At 56.4% G+C, this 21,591-nt stretch carries 20 protein-coding genes; 8 read left to right on the top strand and 12 right to left on the bottom strand.

Annotated elements, in window-relative coordinates; translation table 11 throughout:
- Window positions 1-33: 33 nt before the first annotated feature.
- The 8 genes from porL to lipB all read right to left on the bottom strand — a co-directional run bounded on the left by porL (window position 34) and on the right by lipB (window position 7,741).
- Window positions 34-843, bottom strand: a complete 810-nt coding sequence (gene porL, locus MUN80_RS06745; protein WP_244721370.1) for a type IX secretion system motor protein PorL/GldL — start codon at window positions 841-843, stop codon at window positions 34-36.
- Between the two features lie 70 nt (window positions 844-913).
- The gene (gene porK, locus MUN80_RS06740; protein WP_135396255.1) at window positions 914-1,918 is read right to left on the bottom strand and encodes a T9SS ring complex lipoprotein PorK/GldK; all 1,005 of its coding nucleotides are present in this window, start codon (window positions 1,916-1,918) and stop codon (window positions 914-916) included.
- Between the two features lie 236 nt (window positions 1,919-2,154).
- Window positions 2,155-3,147, bottom strand: coding sequence for a PorP/SprF family type IX secretion system membrane protein (locus tag MUN80_RS06735; RefSeq protein ID WP_244721365.1), 993 nt, complete (start codon window positions 3,145-3,147; stop codon window positions 2,155-2,157).
- A gap of 143 nt (window positions 3,148-3,290) precedes the next feature.
- The gene (locus tag MUN80_RS06730; RefSeq protein ID WP_244721363.1) at window positions 3,291-4,121 is read right to left on the bottom strand and encodes a uroporphyrinogen-III synthase; all 831 of its coding nucleotides are present in this window, start codon (window positions 4,119-4,121) and stop codon (window positions 3,291-3,293) included.
- Window positions 4,122-4,195: 74 nt separating this feature from the next.
- A complete protein-coding gene (locus MUN80_RS06725) occupies window positions 4,196-5,365 on the bottom strand; it encodes a DUF4271 domain-containing protein (RefSeq protein WP_244721360.1) in 1,170 nt (389 codons plus the stop codon).
- Window positions 5,366-5,399: 34 nt separating this feature from the next.
- Window positions 5,400-6,401, bottom strand: a complete 1,002-nt coding sequence (locus MUN80_RS06720) for an MraY family glycosyltransferase (protein WP_244721357.1) — start codon at window positions 6,399-6,401, stop codon at window positions 5,400-5,402.
- Between the two features lie 131 nt (window positions 6,402-6,532).
- Entirely contained in the window at window positions 6,533-6,949 is a 417-nt protein-coding gene (locus MUN80_RS06715) for a hypothetical protein (protein WP_244721354.1), read from the bottom strand.
- Between the two features lie 3 nt (window positions 6,950-6,952).
- The gene (lipB, locus tag MUN80_RS06710; protein WP_244721352.1) at window positions 6,953-7,741 is read right to left on the bottom strand and encodes a lipoyl(octanoyl) transferase LipB; all 789 of its coding nucleotides are present in this window, start codon (window positions 7,739-7,741) and stop codon (window positions 6,953-6,955) included.
- A 190-nt stretch (window positions 7,742-7,931) separates the two neighbouring features.
- On the opposite strand from lipB, the gene MUN80_RS06705 reads away from it, so the two are divergent.
- Window positions 7,932-8,291, top strand: coding sequence for a YraN family protein (locus tag MUN80_RS06705; protein ID WP_244721350.1), 360 nt, complete (start codon window positions 7,932-7,934; stop codon window positions 8,289-8,291).
- 85 nt (window positions 8,292-8,376) lie between these two features.
- Here the strand turns inward: MUN80_RS06705 and MUN80_RS06700 are convergent, their stop codons facing one another.
- From MUN80_RS06700 to MUN80_RS06685, 4 genes are all read right to left on the bottom strand, one after another.
- Complete coding sequence (locus tag MUN80_RS06700) at window positions 8,377-9,144, bottom strand: toxin-antitoxin system YwqK family antitoxin (RefSeq protein WP_244721349.1); 768 nt, start codon at window positions 9,142-9,144, stop codon at window positions 8,377-8,379.
- Window positions 9,141-9,296: a hypothetical protein gene (locus MUN80_RS06695; RefSeq protein WP_244721345.1), complete on the bottom strand. Its 156-nt coding sequence runs from the start codon at window positions 9,294-9,296 to the stop codon at window positions 9,141-9,143. Before MUN80_RS06695 ends, MUN80_RS06700 begins: the two co-directional genes overlap by 4 nt.
- 273 nt (window positions 9,297-9,569) lie before the next feature.
- Window positions 9,570-11,399: a molecular chaperone HtpG gene (gene htpG / locus MUN80_RS06690; RefSeq protein WP_244721341.1), complete on the bottom strand. Its 1,830-nt coding sequence runs from the start codon at window positions 11,397-11,399 to the stop codon at window positions 9,570-9,572.
- Window positions 11,400-11,598: 199 nt separating this feature from the next.
- Window positions 11,599-12,111, bottom strand: a complete 513-nt coding sequence (locus MUN80_RS06685) for a hypothetical protein (protein ID WP_244721338.1) — start codon at window positions 12,109-12,111, stop codon at window positions 11,599-11,601.
- Window positions 12,112-12,646: 535 nt separating this feature from the next.
- Here MUN80_RS06685 and MUN80_RS06680 point away from each other — a divergent pair.
- The 7 genes from MUN80_RS06680 to MUN80_RS06650 all read left to right on the top strand — a co-directional run bounded on the left by MUN80_RS06680 (window position 12,647) and on the right by MUN80_RS06650 (window position 21,498).
- A complete protein-coding gene (locus MUN80_RS06680; protein WP_244721335.1) occupies window positions 12,647-12,985 on the top strand; it encodes a hypothetical protein in 339 nt (112 codons plus the stop codon).
- A 133-nt stretch (window positions 12,986-13,118) separates the two neighbouring features.
- Window positions 13,119-15,527 (top strand): TonB-dependent receptor, encoded by a 2,409-nt coding sequence (locus MUN80_RS06675; RefSeq protein WP_244721332.1) that lies wholly within the window; start codon window positions 13,119-13,121, stop codon window positions 15,525-15,527.
- Between the two features lie 30 nt (window positions 15,528-15,557).
- On the top strand, window positions 15,558-16,121 hold the full coding sequence (locus MUN80_RS06670; protein ID WP_244721329.1) for a hypothetical protein: 564 nt from the start codon (window positions 15,558-15,560) through the stop codon (window positions 16,119-16,121).
- Between the two features lie 143 nt (window positions 16,122-16,264).
- Window positions 16,265-18,760 (top strand): TonB-dependent receptor, encoded by a 2,496-nt coding sequence (locus tag MUN80_RS06665; protein ID WP_244721326.1) that lies wholly within the window; start codon window positions 16,265-16,267, stop codon window positions 18,758-18,760.
- Window positions 18,761-18,888: 128 nt separating this feature from the next.
- Window positions 18,889-19,851 (top strand): cation diffusion facilitator family transporter, encoded by a 963-nt coding sequence (locus tag MUN80_RS06660; protein ID WP_244721323.1) that lies wholly within the window; start codon window positions 18,889-18,891, stop codon window positions 19,849-19,851.
- Window positions 19,848-20,180, top strand: a complete 333-nt coding sequence (locus tag MUN80_RS06655; RefSeq protein ID WP_244721321.1) for a hypothetical protein — start codon at window positions 19,848-19,850, stop codon at window positions 20,178-20,180. The genes MUN80_RS06660 and MUN80_RS06655 overlap by 4 nt, the downstream gene beginning before the upstream one ends.
- A 49-nt stretch (window positions 20,181-20,229) precedes the next feature.
- Window positions 20,230-21,498, top strand: coding sequence for an MFS transporter (locus MUN80_RS06650; RefSeq protein WP_244721318.1), 1,269 nt, complete (start codon window positions 20,230-20,232; stop codon window positions 21,496-21,498).
- The last annotated feature ends 93 nt before the right edge of the window (window positions 21,499-21,591 follow it).

Here is a 21,591-nt window from a genome sequence, read left to right as displayed (position 1 = left end):
ATGTATTGGACGGAAACTATTGCTACGCTATGATTAGCTGGTAGCACGCATAGCGTTGAGCATGTTGCCATACACCCGGTTCAATGAACCCAAGTTGCTGGTCAACTGAGTTACTTCCTGCTTGAACTGGTCGGTTTCTTTGCCAGCTTCGGTCAGGTTTTCCATGGCCTGGCTCAGGGTACCATAGAATTTGTTCATGGATTTCAGGTGCGTATTGGCATCCTGCAGCTCCATTTCGTACACTGCATTCAGAGCGCCCAGGTTTTTGGTTACGTTCTGTACCTGCAGGTGGTACTCACGAGCATCAGCCGTAGCACTCGACATAGCGGTGATGGCTTCTACCGTGTTCGAGTAAGCATCGTTGATGCGCTCCAGCGACTGAGCAGCCGAACGAACTTTGGTCGTGTACTCTTCAGTAGCATTCGTAGCATCGCCCAGCGAGGAAAGCTGCTGCGTGGTCGTCGACAGACGATTCAGGCCAGCGCCCAGGGAAGAAATAGCTTCGGGCGTTACGTTGGCGTCCTTCAGCATGTCGTCCAGCTTCTTGGTCAAGCCCTTGCTGTTGTTATCCGTAGCCGCGAAGCTCTTGTTACCCGTTGAAGGATCGTATCCTTCGCTCAACTCGGGGTAAACCAATGACCAATCAGGTTCGTGTGAAGTAGGTTGAAATGCGCTGAGTAGGAAAATCAATGCTTCAGTGCCGAGACCAACGATAAGCATTTCGCTAGCGCCATCCCAGTGCTGAATTTTAAACAAAGCCCCGACGATTACGACTGCGGCCCCGATGCCGTACACCTTGGGCATAACCACGTCATACAGGAAACTACCGCCTTTTGCTGCCATTTGAATTTGAATTGAAAGAATTTGTTGAGTGATGATGTAAAAGCGAGGGAGGGTGTGGGTATTAGTTTCCTTACAAAGCCGATCCAATCTGGATCATAGCAGTGCGGAAACCAATGTAAGAGCGAGCGGAATCTTGGTACTCAAAGTTGCGAGTGCCCGTTTCCAAGAAGTAAGAGATGTCTTTCCAAGAGCCACCACGCACTACTTTGCGAGGCTCGTTGTCATCAGGGTTGGTAGGGTTCATATCCCATACCACCGGCACCGAAGCTTCCATGTAGGCATCATCGCACCACTCGGATACGTTGCCTGACATGTCATACAGGCCGAAGTCATTAGGGAAGAAAGCGCCTACTGGAGCCGTGTAAGCATAACCGTCGCTGGCGTAGTCACCGCGGCCGGGCTTGAAGTTAGCCAGCATGCAGCCCTTCGAGTTGCGCAGGTAAGGTCCACCCCAAGGATAGGTAGCAAGGTCACGACCACCGCGGGCAGCGTATTCCCACTCAGCCTCAGAAGGCAGGCGGAAGTTAGGCGTAGGAGCCAAACCAGCTTCAGCGTTAGCAGCATTCTTGTTCTTGGTGCGCCAATTGCAGAAATACTTGGCAGCGAACCAATCCACTCCTACTACGGGATAATCGTCGAAAGCAGGGTGGGTGTAGTAATACTCCATCAGCGGGTCACCCATGTGGTAAGTGAAGTCCCGAACCCAGACGGTCGTATCAGGATAAAGCTCCGTCATCACATATTCCTCGCCCAGCACGTCAATAGAGTCCTGACGGATGGCGTTCATGAATTGACGGTACTCATTGTTAGTAATCTCCGTCTCATCCATGTAGAAGCCGGCGATAGTCACCTGCTTGTTCATGTTGACCATGGAAGCTGAAATGTCCTGGTCTGTTTGTCCCATGTGGAAGGTTCCACCCGGGCAGGGTACCATGCCAAAAGGAACTTCCTGCGGATTGAACTCGGGGCGGTCCTCCGCTCCGACCAAATCGCCTTGCGGTCCTTTGCCGAAACCACAGCCTCCCAGAAACAGCGCCGACAGGGCTACGAGAGGCAATACGAGAAACTTGTTCATGTTAAGGAAAAAAAGACTGTACAGGCGGCGATACCCTAAGATTACAATTTAATGAGCCGGCAAATCTAGCGAATATTACATTCGTTCGCAAGCCTGTCGCTCAATGCTTACCTTTTGTCTACGAACCGGGGTAGATACCGGTTAAACGATGGAAAGCAGCGAGTTAGTGTAAAAGCCCTACAAATTAACCACTCCCACACCCAACAACCCAACAATCTTGAAAGATTCCCCTAAAATCAGAAGCTGTATCGGGGAGTGCGGATAGCTGGACGGGTAGCCAAGCCAGGCTTAGGCAACCGGTAAGAAAGCATGATTTCGTGGGAGCTGAATGCACGCGCGTCTTGGTTAAATGCAATAAGATCAAATGCGTAGCCGAAGCGTAAAGCATTATCCTTAGCAAAGCTCATGCCCAACATCCCCGTAATCGACTCGTCGTACCGATAACCCACTCCACCCCAGAACTTATCGTTGAGCGTAGCACGCACACCACCTTCATACGAGTTGTTCTTCAAACTGAATTTATTGTTGTCGCCAAACTTCCCGGGCAATACCATCTTCACAAGGACTGTGGGGGTAACAACAACGGACGACGACGCTTCAATATTGTAACCAGCCGTCAGATAAGCGTGATTTTCACCGATTACCGTGGCGCTGTTCGTTCCTCCTTCACTTTTAAAGCGGTACTCAGAGCGTAGCAGATTATTTGTACTGAGACCTGCATACAGCTTATCTGACTCATACCATACCCCAACCCCAGCATCAAACTTTTGGTCAGAACCTTCCCGTGGTACGCTACCATCCGGGCGTTCATCAGCGGGACGATACACCCCTTTGCTGAGATGGTTGAAAATACCTTGAACCCCAATCCCCAATCGGCCCTCTCCTACCTTCAAGTGCTTGGAATAGGACAGCTGCACGTTAGTGATGTTCGACTGAGCTATTTTGTCACGAAATACACTAACCCCAACCCCGCCACCAATTGCCGCTACGGGCAAAGAGGCGCTCAGTGAGTAGGTCTGTGGAGAGCCCCCATCGTCGAACGTAGCGTTGTAACCTAAGTACTGATAACGACCTAACGTAGTAACCTCTCCCTGTCCCTTGATACCAGCATAGGCGGGATTCAGATACATCCCATTAAAGCCGTAATGGCTAAACTGAGGCTGTTGCTGAGCAAGCGCCATAGAAGATACTACCGAGGCCAGCAGTATTGTAAGTAAAGTTCTCTTCATAGAACTGATTGATTTATGGCCTGTTAAGACTTGGATGGGCCAACGTAGGTATTTCCAAATGTATGCAAAAAACCCTCTGCAACAAACCTCTGAAAAAAAACAAGCGGAAGGACTTTTTAGTGCCCTTCCGCTTGTTTTACGTGCTAAACGTTTTGTTTGCCGCTTTTACTTTTTTCTTTTCCAACATCCGGCCCATGATGCAGGCGGATGTAAGCTTCGATAGCCCCAGTCATTGAGGGAGCATTAGGCTGAGGAGCCTCGATATCCAGCTCTAAGCCAGCGTCCAACACAGCCTTGGCGGTCGTGGGTCCAAAAGCAGCGATACGCGTGCCATTCTGCTCGAAATCGGGAAAGTTGATGAACAGAGAACTGATTCCGGAAGGACTGAAGAACGCAATACAGTCGTACTTCACATCCGACAGGTCGGACAGGTCGCTGGCTACGGTGTGGTAAATAACCGCCTCCGTGAACTTGAAGTTATTGGCCCGCATGAACTCTGGAATATCGTCTTTGCGGATATCCGAGCAAGGATACAGGAACTTCTCGCTCTTGTGCTTCTTGATAACGTCGAATAGGTCGGCAGCAGTGCGCTGGCCCACAAATAGCTTACGCTTACGAAGCACAATGTACTTCTGTAGGTAGTTAGCCGTCTGCTCCGAAATGCAGAAGTACTTCATTTCGGCAGGCATTTCCAGCTTGGCCTCCTGGCAGATACGGAAGAAGTGGTCTACCGCGTTCCGGCTGGTGAAAATAACAGCCGTATGCTCGGCGATGTTAATTTTCTCCTTGCGGAAATCCTTGTAGGAGACTGGGTCTACCTGGATAAACTCGCGGAAGTCGACTTTGATACCGTACTTCTCAGCAATGCTGAAGTAAGGGGAGACGTCGTTTGTGGGCTTAGGCTGGGTAACCAGGATGCTGGAAATACGCTTTGCGTGACGGCCCGTCCCCGGTTTGTCTGTGCTCTCGGCCATAGGGTAAAAGAAAGAGTAAATCTAAGGCAATAAGGCGGCGTTGGAGGAGTAGAAGAGCTTCTGCGACAGAGAGATTAGTAAGTAAACACAATCAATTTGAGCAGAATGATCAAGGGAATCACTTCTGTGGCGCAAAGGTACGAAAACAAATGCAGATTTAGTAAAGACGCGCGCCGGTGCAACGTCCGCCCGATGCGGATGACAGTACCAATCAACATCAAGGAAACCACCCCGTTGGATACCCACAAGACAGTTTCGGGCAATGTCTGGTTCAGTCCGAGGTAGAGCAGCATAACACCAGGCAGGAAAAGCCCCATGAAGAGGATGGTGCGCATAAACTCGCGGTACTGCACTATAACCAGCTGAGTCACGTCGAAGATGTAGCCCATTACTTCCAGGAACAGGTACTTGCCGAGTACGAAAGCGGCAATCAACGCGGCGTAGAACAGCACGCGCACGACAATGGCTGATTCAGGTACATCGAACAGCCGCCGCAGAATGATGATGCTCTGAATATTGGTGTGAATGGCAACCAGTAGCAGGGCGAAAGACAGAGAAAATACCATCACCAGCAGCAGATTCAACCAGGTCACAGTGGGCTTAGTCAAAAAGTCCTGGTCGTTGGTGGCTTTACCCCAGAGTCCTTCGAAGTGGTAGATACGGGCAAAACCGGGCTGGTAAGCCGACCGGATACCGCCATACAGCAAGCCGATGAGCAGCAGAAAGCAGAGGAACACATTTTGCCCCTGATGACCACGCGGCAGTGGTTGCACAGCAACTGGTGACACCACGCTCTTATCGGCAGCGGTACGCACGGTGGGCAAAGCGTTGGTAAACGTAGTCAGCTTGGGAGGCGTTTCGGGGTGCCACACGCAAAGCAAGTGCGGCCCTGGAACGGAGCCTGATGGCAGCAGTTTGGCAAGGTCGAGGGTGTAGGACGCGGAAGTGGCTGCAGAAAAAACCAGCCGGTTATCCAGAAAAACGCTCAGGCCTTTGGGCGCGGCAAAGCTAATGGTGAACGGGCGGTTGGGCCGAATAGAAACCCACTGGTAATACGCCAGCGCGGGGTTGTGGTAGTCGGGCAGATAGAGCACCAAGCGGTTGCGGGCCGCGTCGTGGATAAGCCAATCGGAGGACAGGCCACCTCGGGCCGCGGGCGGCAAGGGACGGTACTCGGCGGCGAAGGCCGCCGACCAGCTCAGAGCCAGCAGCAGCCCCAGCAGCCAACGCGAAAATCGAGACAAACTCGGCCGAGCCATTCCCGCTGGCATTGGGTGGTTAGGAAGCAACGCGCTGCTGGGCGCTCCGGCTCTGGTAAACGCCCAAAAAGATGCTAATCAGCACCGAAAAACCCACGAGGCAGCCGATGAGCAGCATATTGCCCAGGGCCGCAAAGTTGATGACAAACAGAATCACAACCAGGTTGAGCAAGCCGAGCAGCATCACGGTACTGATCTGCTGAAAGCCCATGGCCAAAATCCGGTGGTGCACGTGGTTTTTATCCGGGGAGAAGGGCGAACGGCCGGCCATCATACGAACAATGAATACCCGCAGCGTATCGAACAAGGGTACGAACAGGATGCCAATGGCCACGGCCGGTGAGGAAGTAGCGAAGGGGCCTCCCACCTTCAGACCCATCTCGATAAACTGGATGGTGAGAATGGACACGATAAAGCCGCAGACCAACGAACCGGTGTCGCCCATGAAGATACTGGCGCGGTGGAAGTTGTAGCGCAAAAAACCCAGCATGCCTCCAATCAGGCAGATGGATACAAACACGTAATTGCCGTAGCCAGCTCCGCCATAGCGGGCAAAGTAGTAACCGTAGGTACTGGTAATAATCAGGACGATGGTACCAGCCAGCCCGTCGAGGCCGTCAATGAGGTTGATGGCATTGGTGATGCCGACAATGGCCAGGAAGGTAAACGCGTAGCTGATGCCGATAGGCAGCTCATGAATCCCGAGAATGCCCTGAAAACTGGTAACGCGGATATCGGCCATAATCATGACTACGCCGGTGGCCAACAGCTGACCCACAAACTTCTTCGATACGGAGATACTGACCAGATCATCTTTCAGGCCCACGAAGAACAGCACGATGCAGCCCGCCAGCAGCTGCTGAATCCCGTTGCTGAGGTCGGCGAAGATGGTGAGGGCCGACATAAAGCCCGCAAAAACGGCTACGCCGCCGAGGCGGGGCGTCAGGGATTCGTGCACGGTACGCACGTTGGGCGTATCGAGCATATTTTTCAGGTGGGCAATGTAAATGATGGACGGCACTGCAAATAGTGCTACCAAAAACGCCCATAGAAAGGACAACCCCAACTGAATTCCGAGTGCATTCATCACGTATCGGCTCAAAATTAAGCAAATAGCCAGGACTTTTTACTCCCGCTATCTGCAAATAGAAGTTAGCTATGCAGCACGCCTTCGCGGTCTAACAGAGCAATATGAATCAGATTGGCGGCAACAATAGAATCGGGGACGAAGATGAACTTCTTGTCGAATATCTGGGAGCCCCGGTAGTAGCTCACCCAATACTGGTTGTTGAGATGAAACAACGCAGGGTCGATGGGCTCGATGGGCACGGCCGTGTGCGGCTCCACTTCCAGAATAACGTGACGCAGCGTGGAGGTACGTACGCTTTCCCCGTCGCTCTGAGTGCCGTAGCCGTTGGAGCTGACGATGACGTTGCTCAGCGGGTAAGGATTATGATTGAGCAGGTACACCTGCCAAGTGCTGAGACTTTCATCAAGGGCCCCCACCTGGTCAGGAACAATGGCAATGGAAACACCCTCTACCGGGTCGAAGGAAATATGCTCTTTCATGGATTAGGCAACAATAAATTCGGCCCCGAAAACATGCGCCAAGTGGGCGACGAGGCGTTCTTCGACTTCGGGCAACGGCACAGCCCGGCCCAGCTCCTGCTGCAGTGAGGTCACAGCCTTATCGGTGATGCCGCAGGGCACGATATGGCCGAAGTACGAGAGGTCGGAGTTAATGTTGAAGGCAAAGCCATGCATGGTTACCCAGCGGCTGCACTTGACGCCCATAGCGCAGATTTTACGCGGATTGACAGCTCCTTCCTCGAAATCGAGCCAGACGCCGGTGAGCCCGGCAATGCGGCCCGCGGCCAGTCCGTAGTCGGCCAGGGTCAGGATAACGGCTTCTTCGAGCAGGCGCAGGTAGCGGTGAATGTCGGTGAAGAAGTTTTCCAGGTCCAGAATGGGATACCCTACCAGTTGGCCAGGGCCGTGGTAGGTAATGTCGCCGCCCCGGTTGATGCGGTGAAACGTGGCACCGTGCTGAGCCAGTCCTTCGGCATCGAGCAGCAGGTGTTCGGGCTTGCCGCTTTTGCCCAACGTGTAGACGTGCGGGTGTTGGCACAGCAGCAAGTAGTTGGGCGTCGGCTCAGGGGCGCGGCCTTCTTCCTGGGCCTGACGGTTGCGGGTTTTGATGGCCAGCGTCGAAGCCAGCAACTCTTCCTGATATGCCCAGGTTGTTTCGTAGTCGGCCAAGCCCAGGTTGCGGACTTCCACCTGCCGGCCAGCTACTACGGGAGTAGCCGTTATGGAAGCCAGATGGGGAGCTGATGTAGTGCAGGAACTGGATTGGGACATAATCAACTCGGGAAATGACCAAACAACGGACTGCATCTGCGGTACTTCCGGCAGCTGAAAAGGAGGGGCTTTTTGGCTCTAAGCCAAGCTCAACCATTTACACTACATTCTGCCGGGAACTACTACAGAAAGCGCGCAAAGGTACTAGATTTAGACCCAACCCCAATCGACCGACTTTACCAGCTACCCCATGACCCACACGGCGCATGAACTCGGACAGGCCGGTGAAACCGCCACCAGCACCTTTCTGACAAGCCTGGGCTACACCGTGCTTCGGCAGGGCTACCGCTACCGCCGGGCCGAGGTAGATCTGATTGCCCAGTTAGGACCCGGCTTGCTGGTGTTCGTGGAAGTCAAGACTCGCTCCTCCACGCAATTTGGGTTTCCGGAAGAATTCGTGACGGAACGCAAGCGCCAACTGTTCCGCCTGGCCGCCGAGCAGTACCAGCTGGAAACCGACTGGCACGGCGACATCCGCTTCGATATCGTGGCCCTGACGCCCTCTAGCACCGGGTTTCGGATTGAGCACTTCGAAGACGCTTTCTACTAGCTGCGGCGGCTATGAAAAAGGCTCATCCTTTGCAGGATGAGCCCTTCCACTCCTATAGTATATATACTATATAAAAATCAGGGTATTAGCGCTTGGCGCCGGGCCGGTCCGTTACGGCGTCGCGCTTGTCGAGGCCTTTTTCCTTGTCGTACACCAGCACCGCGTTACGGTTATATTCCCTCACCATCTCCGGCTCGGCTACTTCCGGGTCGTAGCCCGACTCGCCGTATTGATACTCATAGTGTCGGCGGTTGCGGAAGCCCCAATATTTGGTCCAGACGCCGACTTTCTTGCCGTTCTCAAACTGTCCGTCCCAGTCACGCTGGCCGTTTTCGAGGTAACGCACGTAGTCACCTTCCACTTTGCCGGCTACGTAGGGAATGACCTCCTTTATCTTTTTCTTCTCGGCGTCATAGTAAGTCACGGCCGCGTCGCGCGGAAAACCCATTTCGTAATGGGTCTTGGTGAGCAGGGTATTCTCTTTGTTGTATCTCTCCCAGCGGAGGTGGCGGGTGCCTAAAGCAAAGTAGCCGGTTTCGATAACCTTGCCGCCCTGCAGCTTCTTGTAGGGCCCGTGCAGCACCTTATCGGTGGCCGGATTCAACTCGGCCGTCGATTTGAAAATCTTGCGCTTCTTGGGGTTGAAGTAGTACAGCGACGGCGCGTATTCATTGGGCTGCTGGAAGGTCTTGAGGTAGTAAAACTGCTCAATGATCTGGTTACGGCCCTTCGGCCCCGACTTGGTGAAGCTCTTCTTGATTTTCTCTCCCAGGAAGACGTTCTTTTTCTTCTTAGGCTTGCGCTGGGCGGCCTTTTCCTTCTCTTTGGCGGCTCGCTCCTGCTCCTTGGTCATGGCCAGGCGCTTGGTATCCAGCGACGGGCCTTGGTCGTGTCGCTGCTGCTGGTCAGCGAGTCGGGCGTAAGGGTAGCCAGCCCCAGCTGCTCAGGCTTGCTGTTAAAGGAAACCGTCTTTTTGCTGCAGGCCCCAACTGCAAGCAGGACCAAAACAAGCAAAAGCGGGAAGAAGGAAAACCGAAGTAGGCGCATCAACGAAGCTGACAGAATTCGTAGGGTCGAACGTAAAGATAAACGGAATTAGTGCCCTAGCAGTGAGATGGTGAAATAGGGAACTGGTGAGTTTGATATTCTGGAGCCTATCCAAAACAAAACGGCTCCGGTAGCAGTGCCACCGGAGCCGTTTCGTTTTCTTAAAGCGTAAGGTGTGGATGGCGCCATTTGAATGACAGCTCACCAGTTCACCACCTCACTATCTCACCGCTACGCCGTCAGCAGGTCGGCGCTGCGCTTGACGAAGGCAGTCAGGGCTTCGCCTTTCAGCAGGCCCTGGGCCAGCAACGCCAAGTCAAAGGCTTGGCGGGCCAGCTTCTGGCTAGCTTCGTCATCGGTGCTGAGCACGCGCTGGGCCACGGGGTGGTTGGCGTTTACGCTCACGGTGTAGGTATCGGGCAAGGAACCAAACATCTGCATACCGCCTCCCCCACCGGCGCGCTGCATGTCCTTCATGCGGCGCATAAACTCGGGTACGGTGATGATAACCGGGGCATCCTGGGGCGACAGGGCCTCAACCTGCACGTTCATCTGCGGGTTGCTGATGGCCGTAGTAAAGAGTTGCTGCAGCTTAGTCTTGTCGTCGTCGCTGAGTACGCTCTCGGTAGCCTCATCCTTTTCGATGAGCTTGCCAATGGTATCAGCGTCGACGCGCTTGAAGGTGACCTTCTCCAGCTTCTGCTCCAGCTGCCCGATAAAGTGGGAGTCGAGCACAGTGTCGAGCTTGAGCACGTCGTAGCCCCGGTCGAGGGCGGCCTGCACGAAGCTGTGCTGGGTTTCGGGGTCGGTGGTGTAAAGCACCACAGTTTGCTCATTCTTGTCCTTCTGGTTGGCCTGCACAAATTCCTGGTACTCGCTCAGAGTAAAGAACTTGCCAGCCGTGTTCTGCAGCAGTACGAAATCCTTGGCCTTCTCGTAGAACTTGTCGTCGGAGAGCATGCCGTACTTCACGAACAGCCCAATGTCGGACCACTTTTCCTCGAAGCCCGTGCGGTCCTTGCGGTAGAGCTCAGCCAGCTTGTCGGCGACCTTCTTGGTGATGTACGTATTGATTTTCTTCACCGCCGCATCGGCCTGCAGGAAGCTGCGCGACACGTTCAGCGGAATATCGGGCGAGTCAATCACGCCGTGGAGCAGCATCAGGAACTCGGGCACCACGTCCTTCACCTCATCGGTAATAAACACCTGCCGCGAGTAGAGCTGGATCTTATTACGCGAGAACTGTAGCTCGTCCTTTACCTTGGGGAAGTAGAGAATACCGGTCAGGTTGAACGGATAGTCCACGTTCAGGTGAATCCAGAACAGCGGGGGCTCGGAGAAAGGATACAGCTCCTGGTAGAACTTGGTGTAGTCCTCATCGGTCAGCTCGGAGGGCTGTTTGGCCCAGATCGGCTGAGTCTGGTTGATGGCCTCACCCTCAAACTCGATTTCGATGGGCAAGAACTTGCAGTACTTGGTCAGGATGGTGCGCAGGCGGGCCGCTTCCAGAAACTCATCCGAATCGGCGGCTACATGCAACACGACGTCGGTACCCCGGTCGGTTTTGTCAGTTGTTTCGAGGCTGAACTCAGTGCTGCCGTCGCAGGTCCAGTGGGCGCCTTCCGTATCGTCTTTGTAGCTCTTGGAAAAGATTTCGACGTTGTCGGCCACCATGAAGGCCGAGTAGAAACCCAGACCAAACTGCCCGATAATCTGATCCTTAGCGGCGGTGTCCTTCTCCTTGTACTGCTCCACAAACTCGGTGGCGCCGGAGAAGGCAATCTGGTTGATATACTTTTTGATTTCCTCGGCCGTCATGCCCAGGCCGCGGTCCGAAATGGTGATGGTACGGGCTTCCTTGTCCACACTCACCTTTACTTTCAGCTCGCCCAGCTCCCCTTTGAACTCTCCCAGCTGCCCCAGGCTCTTGAGCTTCTGGGTGGCGTCTACGGCGTTGGAAACCAGCTCCCGCAGGAAGATTTCGTGGTCGGAGTAGAGAAACTTCTTAATGATGGGGAAGATATTCTCGGTATGAATCGAGATGCTACCTTTCTCTTGCATAGCGCGTTGGCAAAAGGGTTTGAAATAAGAATCCGGACGAAACGCCAGCCTCGCCAGCCCGCGTTCCGTACCAGCCGGCCGTCACAAAACCTGTTCCATGACTCCCCTCCTGCCAGTTTGACAGCGCAAACTGATTCTACCCAAAAAGAAAAATCGTCCGGGGCCGGGACGATTCTCACTGCTTTTACTTCCTAACTGACTAGAACGTATCGGGGAAACGGCTAACCGGAACTGGCAATCTACCGGGCGTTGGCTTATTTAACTTTTCTATTTCCGCCCGGTGCTCCTGCAGCCACTCCAGTTCCAGCTCCGGCCCACGCCCGGAGGAGTTCGTCAGCCAGTCGAGGGCCGAGGTAACGTCGGAGAAGAATTGAATTTCTCCACAGTCGTAGCGCTGGCCGTCGGCCAGTATGGTTTCAACTACCAGCTGATTGTGCAAACTGGACGGCAGAATAATGGCAATGTCGGTTACCTGAAGCTTGGCAAAAAGTGGCAACCACGTTTCACTCAGCCACGCCTGTTCGTCAATGCCTACCACGGGCATGTCGGTAGTATCTATCAGCCAGCGCCTAACCCTCTCTTTGTTTGATAGTTCTGTCAGATAGTAAAAAGCAGCTTGGAATTCAGCCGCGTGAATAGGACCGTGCCACTGCCAGCGCAACAAGCGCAAGCCATTGTCATAGTGCAGAAGGAGAGAATCGGGCTTGGTCATACGAGGCAATTCCAGCTGCTACCCAGCAGCTGGCAATACAACAAAGATACGGCAGGCAAAAGTCAGTTTTATAACTTTTCGGCTACGCCTCCATTCAACTGGCTCAAGCAGGCTTTATAACCGTTCAGCTACTTAACAGTTTAAAAATACGAGCGGGAATAGAGTCAGCAACTTAATAAAAGTTGTACTTAATGTCAAGCACCCCTCAAGACAATGCTTATTATAGCTCTTATTACAAAATCGTTTTATTGCATTTATCATATACCAACTTGTTGTTAACACGTAAGCACCCTGTTGCTTTGCCTTCTCCTTCCTTCTGCAGTCGGATCATCAATGCTGATAGGAATAAAGTAAGCCATGGGGCTGCCAGCTTATGTTGCGGATGACTGATATGCCGCACTTAAAATATTCATGCACAAGTCACTATATTCAAGCTAACCAGGACTACCATTGGCTGCCGTACAGGAAATTCATCATGTTTTGCTGATTCGTAATTTGTTTTACCTTTGAGCCGACTCCTGACACATTGTTGCAAATGCACGCACTTCGGTCCCGGTTAGCTATTCTGTTGCTGCTCTGCTTTACGCGGGTGCTGCTGCCGGATACGTGGGTCTTGGCCATGCACGCACACCAGCACACGACGGAGGAAGCCACTCAGCAGCCCGGAGCCCCCAAAGGCAAGGCCCTGCTCACGGCTAAGCACCAGCACTGTGCCGTCGACCATTTCTACGACGTGCCTTTCCAGGCGGCTTCGCTCCTGGAGTTTACGCTGTTTACGAGCTATGGCGTGCCTGCCGCCGAGCAGGGCACCTCCGTGTGGTTAGCCGCCACCCGATTGACTGCCGACCTGCGCGGCCCTCCGAGCCAGGGGTAATAACTCACGTAATGAGCTGCTGCTAGCCTGCAATTCGTGCCTTCGCACCCGATTGGGCTGGTGCTCAGCGTAGTCTTAGGCCGCTGAGCTACTGTGCGCAGCAGTGGTTTTACCCACTGGCTTCCCCTTTTTTATGACTTTTCGCTTCCTGGCAGCCGCTAGGGCAGCGTGTGCACTGTGGCTGGGGCTGATGGCCGCTACCACCGTAGCGCAGGCTAGCCAGCAGTTGCCCGAATGCACGCTCTCCGTGAGTGGCCGCGTCTTCGACCATGAGTCGCGACAGGGGCTGCCGGGCGCTACAGTGGTGGTACTGGAAACCCAGCAGGCCACCCAAACGGACGCGGCTGGCAACTACCACTTTCACCTGTGCGCGGGCCTGTATCACCTGCAAGTGTCCTACCTCGGCTACAGCGGCGAGGCAGCCGAAGTGCGCGTGGTTGAAGCCATTATCCGGGACTTTCGGCTGCATCCCGATGCTATTCTGCTGAAGAGCGCGGTAGTGCAGGGCCAGCGGACCGCCGCGCCCACGACTCAGCCCACAGCCGAATTAGCGGGTCAGGCGCTACAGCAGACCCGAGGCCAAGCGTTGGGCGAGGCCCTGCGGCAGCTGGCGGGCGTAACGGCCATCCAGACCGGGCCAGGCATCTTTAAGCCCATGGTGCATGGTCTGCATTCCAACCGCGTCACGATTCTCAACAATGGCGTGCGTCAGGAAGGTCAGCAGTGGGGCGTGGAGCACGGACCGGAAATTGACCCCTTCATTGCCTCTCGCCTGACAGTGGTAAAAGGCGCGGCCAGTGTGCGCTACGGCTCCGATGCCATTGGCGGCGTGGTGCTGGTAGAGCCCAAGGCCCTGCGTGACTCGGCTGGCACCAGTGCCGACCTCAGCTTAGTAGGTATGAGTAACAACGGCCTGGGTGCCGCCTCGGGCACGCTCGATGGCAACCTGCGCCAGCTGCCGGCCCTAAGCTGGCGGGCTCAGGGTACCTTGCGGCGCGCCGGCACTATGCGTACTCCCGACTATTACCTGAAGAACTCGGGCTTTTCTGAACGGAACTTCTCCGGGGCTGTGGGCTGGCGCAAGCCGACCTACGGGCTGGAAGTTTTCTACAGCCAGTTCAACACCCGTATCGGCATTCTACCGGCCTCGCACGCCGAAAGCAAAACTGACCTGCTGCTGGCCATTGCCCGGACTGAGCCCCTGGAAACTACGGGCTTTAGTTACGCCATTGACCGGGCGTATCAGCACGTGCGTCACGACGTAGCCAAGCTCACGGGCTTTGTGCAAACCGGCACGGCGGGGCAGTTGCAGCTCACGTTGGCCCAACAAACGGACCTTCGAGACGAGTATGATAAATTCCGGCCCCGCAACGACAACTTAGCCAGCCTCAATAAGCCCGAGCTGAGCTACACCAACCGCACCAGTACCGGCGAGCTGCTGTGGGAACATAAGCCCTGGCACCATTTCCGCGGCAGTGTGGGCGTAGCCGGCACCTACCAAGCCAACCGTTACGCCAACGGCAGCCGGCAGTTTATTCCCTACTACACCAACCTGGTGGGCGGGGCCTTTTGGATTGAAAAATGGCAACACGGCCCCTGGCTGCTCGAAGGCGGCCTGCGCCTCGACCGGCGCGACCTGGCCGTGAAGCGCGGCGACCGGAACGCTACTGGCGCCTTCTTCGTGGACCGCAGCCGGTTTCAGTACACTACGCCAGCGGCCTCGGTGGGCGCTACCTACGACCCATCGGCCCACTTCACCTTTAGCCTGAACACGGGCCTGACACGGCGGGCCCCGGCAGCCAATGAGCGGTTTAGCGAAGGCGTGCACAACGGCATGTATGAACTGGGCAACGACCTGGTGCCCGGTGCCACACCGCTAATGCCCGAAACGGCCCTGAATACCGGCCTGACCGTTAACTGGCACGCCAATCCGCGCTTCAACGGCGAGGTGACAGTGTACCAGAACCGTATTTTAGACTTTATCTACCAGGTGCCGCTGACCGAGCCGGTGCAAACCGTGCGCGGCAGCCACATCAGCTGGCAGTACCTACAAACCGACGCCACCTTCCGCGGCCTGGATTTGAGCAGCAGCTACCAGCTCACCGCCGACTGGCTGCTGTCGGCCAAGGGCTCGGTGGTGCGCACCCGCGACACCCGCGCCGACGAGTGGCAGATTCTGATGCCTGCCGACCGGCTAGAAACCACGCTACGCTACACCTGGGGCCACGACCAAGGCCGGCTCTCGGGCCGCTACGCCCAGGCCGGCGTGTACGCCGTAGGCCGCCAGACCCGGGTGCCCGATAACTACGAAACCCGCGACCTGCTAGCCCCGCCGGCTGGCTACGCTCTGCTCAACGCGGAAATCGGCACCACTATTCGCTGGGGCCGCCTGCCGCTGGAAGTGAGCTTGGCCGGTTCCAACCTGCTCAACCAGCGCTACCGCGACTACCTGAACCGCTACCGCTACTTCACCGACGAAATGGGCCGCAACGTGAGCCTGCGGGTGCATATACCGCTGGAGCTGAGCCACAAAACGAATTAATCCTTCCTTTCCTCTTTTCCTTTTTCACCCATGACACATCCTTTGATCAAGAAATCCTGGTTAGCCCTGCTGTTGGTTGCTCCCTTACTCGGAGCCTGCAAAAAAGACGATGACGACCCGCAGCCCGACGACGACAACGAGCAAATCACGACGGTGCGCTACGAACTGACCCCGGTGGGCGGCGGCACGCCCATAACGGTGCAGTACCGCGACCCGGACGGCGACGGTGGCGCCGCCCCGGTTATCGGCACGCTCACGCTGGCTGCTGGTACGACTTATACCGGCAAGCTGGTCCTGCTCGACGAAACCAAGAACCCGGTGGTCAATACCTCTGACGAAATCAAGGAGGAGGCCGATGAGCACATCTTCTTCTTCGAGCCCAGCGGCGTGAACCTCACTATTACCCCAACCGATAAGGATGCTAAAGGCCTGGCAGTGGGCCTCGAAACCAGCGTGGCAGCTGGCGCGGCTAATGCTACAGGCACTACGGGCAACCTCAAAATCACGCTGCGGCACCAGCCCGGCTCTAAAAATGGCACGTTTGCCCCCGGCGACACCGACGTGGAAGTGACTTTCCCGACGGCCGTCCGCTAGGGCAAATTTTGATAGTAAGGTCCGGTTTCGGCCGGGCCCGACGTCTCCAATTGGTTTGGTTTTGGAGAGCTTAACGAAGACATCGGCCTATGGTCGATGTTTTCTTGTTTGCGGGCTGCATCTTCTCTCCTCATTTCCCGTTCATGCGCTACGGCGTTTTTGTAGTCATTATGCATCCTTCCTCCTGGGCCCCCGGCCTGCTCCTGTTTGCTGTTTCGGGCACCGTATTGGCCCAAACACCCCAGCCGCCCGCTCCTACCCTATCTACTCCTGCTCCCCGCACCGCCCGCGTGGCGGCCGTGCCCACCACCGGCCGGATACTCGATGCCACGACTAAAGAGCCGCTGCCCGGGGCCACCATCGTATTTCCGGACCTGCGCCAGGCCACCACCAGCGGCCCCGACGGCTCTTTCCGATTTGCCAATCTGCCTCAGGGCCGCTTTCTGATGCAGGTACGCTTTATCGGCTATAATACCTTCGTCAAAACCGTGGATACCGGCACCGGGCAGCCGCTAGAAGTAGCGCTGGCTACGGCCGCTACCGAAATTGGACAGGTGGTGGTAACGGGTGTATCGGCGTCTACCGAAATGCGCCGTTCCCCAGTCCCTACGTCCGTCGTGGACCATAACCAACTCAACCAGGCCGCTTCCACCAACGCCATTGACGCCATTGCCCACACGCCTGGCCTGGCCCAAATTACCACTGGGGCGGCCATCAGCAAGCCCGTTATCCGGGGCCTGGGCTCCAACCGCGTCATTACCCTGAACAATGGGGCCAAGCAGGAAGGCCAGCAGTGGGGCGACGAGCACGGCATCGAAATCGACGAGTACGCCATTGACCGGGCAGAGATTATCAAGGGGCCGGGCAGCTTGCTCTATGGCTCCGACGGTATGGCCGGAGTGGTCAACTTCCTGGCGCCCGACCCGGTGGAGGAAGGCAAAGTATTGGGCTCTGTGGCAGCTAATTACCAAACAAACAACCACCTACAGGGCTATTCATTGATGAACGCCGGCAACCTAAATGGCTTCAACTGGCTGGTGCGGGGCAGCGGCAAAATAGCCGGCAGCTACCGCAACCGCTACGATGGCCGCGTTTACAACTCCGGTTTTCGGGAGCTGGATGGCAACGGCTACGTAGGCCTGAACAAAAGCTGGGGCTATTCCCACCTGACGTTTAACTCGTTTAATCAGCAGCTGGGTTTGGTGGAAGGGGAACGGGACGAGGAAACCGGCCAGTTTCTGAAGCTGGTGAACGTGGGCGGCGACGCGGTGGCCGAAGTCCCTGTAACCGACCAGGACCTGCGCGGCTATGACCTGGACGTGCCCCAGCAGCAGGTTAACCACTTGCGCATCGGTACCGACAACAACTTCATCCTGGGCCAGAGCCGGCTGACGGTGAACGTGGGTTGGCAGCAGAACCTGCGCCGGGAGTTTGGCGACGTGCTGGCTCCCAAGGACCCCTCGTTGTTTTTTCAGCTCCGCACCCTGGACTACGCCGCCCGCTACTTTCTGCCTGAGATGAGCGGCTGGAGCACCACGTTTGGCCTGAGCGGCATGCGGCAGGAAAACGTGAACAAGGGCGTCGAATTTCTGATTCCGGCCTACCGATTGTTCGACGGCGGCGTGTTTGCTGTGACCAAGAAAACCTTCGGCAACCTCGACCTCAGCGGCGGTCTGCGCTACGACCTGCGCCGCATCACGGCCGACGCGCTTTACCTGGACCCTGACACCGAGCAACCAGTAGGCAGCGGGGAAGGCGAGCAGAAATTTGGGGGCTTTACCAGCAACTTCCGCAACGTATCGGGCAGCCTGGGCGGGGCTTACAACCTGACCGAGAAGCTGCTACTCAAGGCCAACGTGTCGCGCGGGTTTCGGGCCCCTAATATTGCCGAGCTGGGCTCCAATGGCATTCACGAAGGCACCATCCGCTACGAGCTCGGCGACCCGGGCCTCAAGGCCGAGACCAGCCTACAGTTCGACGGCGGTGTAAGCTACAGCACCGACCACATCAGCCTGAGCCTGGACGCCTTCCGCAACCAGATTCAGAACTACGTGTTTCCCGAGCGGCTGGAAGACGCCGTGAGTGAGGAAGGTGACCCGATATTCAAGTATACCCAAGGCACGGCCCGGCTGGCTGGCGGCGAGGCCACGCTCGACATTCACCCCCACCCGCTCGACTGGCTGCACTTCGAAAACTCGTTTTCCATGGTACGAGCCCAGCAACTCAACCAGCCTGAAGGTCAGCAGTATCTGCCCTTTATTCCCGCCGACCGGCTTCAGTCAACCGTGCGGGTGAATTTTCGCAAGGTGGGCAATTCCCGGCTGGGCAACCTCTACGCCCGGGCCGGCGTGGAGCACACCTTCGCCCAAAACCGCTTTTTCTCCGCCTTCGAAACCGAAACCCGCACGCCGGGCTACACGCTCGTCAACCTGGGTCTGGGCTCCGACGTGGTGAATGCCCAGGCGAAAACCCTGTTTTCGCTCTACCTGACGGCCAATAACCTCTTCGACGTGGGTTACCAAAGCCACCTGAGCCGCCTGAAGTACGCGGCTTACAACGTGAGCAACGGCCGCCGGGGCGTGTTCAACATGGGCCGCAACGTGAGCCTGAAGCTGGTGGTACCGCTGGCGTTTAACTAAAGCCCGCCGCTGGCTTTAAGCGTCGGATAACTTTGAATCCGGCTCTGAAAGGCACTTTCCCGAATACCCCGCAGTTGGCAGCAAGCAGGTAACTTGCTGCCAACTGCTTTTAAGACTTCCCGCACTGTATGGCTCACTCGCACGACCACCACAGCCACGACCATCACCACTCGCACGCGCCGGCAGAGTTTGGCCGGGCCTTCGCAGTGGGCATTGCGCTCAATATTGTATTCGTCGTCGCCGAGGTTATCGGTGGGCTCTGGGCCAATTCTTCGGCGCTGCTCTCCGACGCGGGCCACAACCTGAGCGACGTGCTGAGTCTGGCACTGGCTTGGGGCGCGGCCACGCTGGCCAAGCGGCGCAGCTCAGCCCGTTACACTTACGGCTACAAGGGCGCCACTATTCAGGCTGCTCTAATCAATGCGGCCTTGCTGTACGGGGCCCTGGGCGCTATTCTGTGGGAAACTATTGAACATTTGCGCCACCCGGAGCCCGTGAATGGCAAACTGGTCATGCTGCTGGCCGGCCTGGGTATTGTCGTCAATGGTTTTACGGCTTGGCTGTTCAGCAGCGGGCAAAAGGGCGACGTAAACGTGCGCGGGGCCTACCTGCACATGCTCACCGACGCGCTGGTATCGGCGGGGGTAGTGGTGGGCGGCGGCCTAGTGTTCTGGACCGGCTGGCTCTGGCTCGACCCGGCCATCAGCTTCGTTATCCTGGGCTTGATTGCCTACAGCTCCTGGGGGTTGTTGCGCGAAACGGTACAGCTCAGCCTGCAGGCCGTACCCGCCGGCATCGACCTGAATCAGGTGCGCACGTTTCTGCTGGCCCAGCCCGGCGTCACGGAAGTCCACGACCTGCACGTATGGCCCCTGAGCACCCAAGACACCGCCCTGACAGCCCACGTAGTGCGGCCCACCGGCAGCTCCGACGCTAACCTTTTTCTCAAAAACCTGCAGCACGACCTAATTCACGAGTTCAACATCGGCCACTGCACCGTCCAGATTGAACAGGACACAGCCGTAGCCGGTCACCACGGCTGCTGCGACGCCGAGGAAGACAGCATCGTCACCACAAAACAATCCGCGTGATACCCAAAGAGCACTTCCGCCAAATTGACGCCGTCGCGCTAAAGCTTGTGGGCGCAATTGAGGGGTACTGCCCGGTACAGGCGGAAGGCACAGTAAATACTTATCCGTTTTACTTCCGGGCCCGCTGGGAGGAATGGGCTTTTTCCATTGCGGAAACTAGTCTTATGGACGTCGTAGACATGCAGTCTTTCGAGGGTGGTGAAGATTATGGCTTCCTAGTTTCTGGCTTGGTTCCAGGTAAGTACGATGCCAGTTGGATGGATTACGACGTAGCCGAAGCCATAATCAAAGACTGTTGCCGCCAGTATCATGAGTTGCGGAGCGCGTAAATCTTTGTAATCTGCATTTCCAATCCTGCTCACTCCGCCCCGTTCCTGCATGGCCATTACGTCCCCCCGCCCCGATTCGGCCCCCAAAACAGCTTCTCTATTCAGCGCCATTGTCATCGTGGCCTCGCTGGGTTACTTCGTCGATATCTACGACCTGATTTTGTTCAGCATCGTGCGGGTGCAGAGCCTCAACGAGCTGGGCATCACCAAAGCCGCCGATGTTACCAACCAGGGCCTGTTTCTGATTAACATGCAGATGGGCGGCATGCTGCTCGGCGGCATCCTGTGGGGTATCCTGGGCGACAAAAGGGGCCGGCTCTCGGTGCTCTTCGGCTCAATTTTGCTATACTCCCTGGCCAACCTAGCCAACGGCTTCGTCCAGACCATCGACCAGTATGCCTGGCTGCGCCTTATTGCCGGCATAGGTTTGGCCGGGGAGCTCGGCGCGGGTATCACGCTGGTGTCCGAAACCCTGCCCAAGGAAAAGCGCGGCTACGGCACCATGATAGTGGCCACCGTGGGTGTATCCGGCGCCATGCTGGCCTACTGGGTAGCCACCTACGGTTGGCGCCCGGCTTATTTCGTGGGCGGCGGCCTGGGCTTGGCCTTGCTGGCGCTGCGGGTGGGCGTGTACGAGTCGGGCATGTTTGAGCAGGTCAAGCAGTCTGAAGCCTCGCGGGGCAACTTCCTGAGTTTGTTTACCAACGGTCCGCGCCTGGCCCGCTACCTCAAGTGCCTGCTCATCGGCGTGCCGCTATGGTTTGTAGTCGGGATTCTGATTACCCTGGCTCCCGAGTTTGGCAAGGCCCTGGGCATTACGGGCGAGGTGACGGCCGGTCTGGGCGTGTTCTGGTGCTACTTTGGCTTGGTCTTCGGCGACTTTGCCAGCGGCACGCTCAGCCAGGTGCTGCATAGCCGCAACCGAGCGCTACAAGTGTTTCTAGTGCTTTGCGGGCTGCTTTGCGCGGTATATCTATTTGCCATCCGCGGCGCTTCGCCTACGGCTTTTTACGGGGTGTGCTTCGTGCTGGGCTTCACCGTAGGCTTCTGGGCGTTGTTTGTGACGGTAGCCGCCGAGCAGTTTGGCACCAACCTGCGGGCCACGGTGGCTACCACGGCCCCTAACTTTGCTCGGGGCTCGGTGGTGTTGCTGGTGCCCATCTTTAAGGCTCTTTCGGGGCTGCAGGTAGGTGGGCAGCCGCTGGGCATTATTGGCAGCGCGGCTATTATCGGGGTCATTTCGTTGCTGGTGGCTTTCTGGGCCGTCAGCACCCTGCCCGAGAGCTACGGCAAAGACCTGGACTACCTGGAAGAATAACCTGCCGGCGCTAACCCAGAGCGGGGCGGGCCGTTAAGCAAGTCAGTACTACACTCCGGCTTTCTGGCCGGAGTGTTTTTTATAACCCTTTCT

The sequence above is a fragment of the Hymenobacter cellulosivorans genome (genome assembly GCF_022919135.1).
In the GTDB taxonomy this organism is placed as follows: Bacteria; Bacteroidota; Bacteroidia; order Cytophagales; family Hymenobacteraceae; genus Hymenobacter; species Hymenobacter cellulosivorans.
The sequence above is the reverse complement of the archived record's forward strand: the minus strand, read 5'-3'. Positions and strand labels throughout refer to the sequence as shown.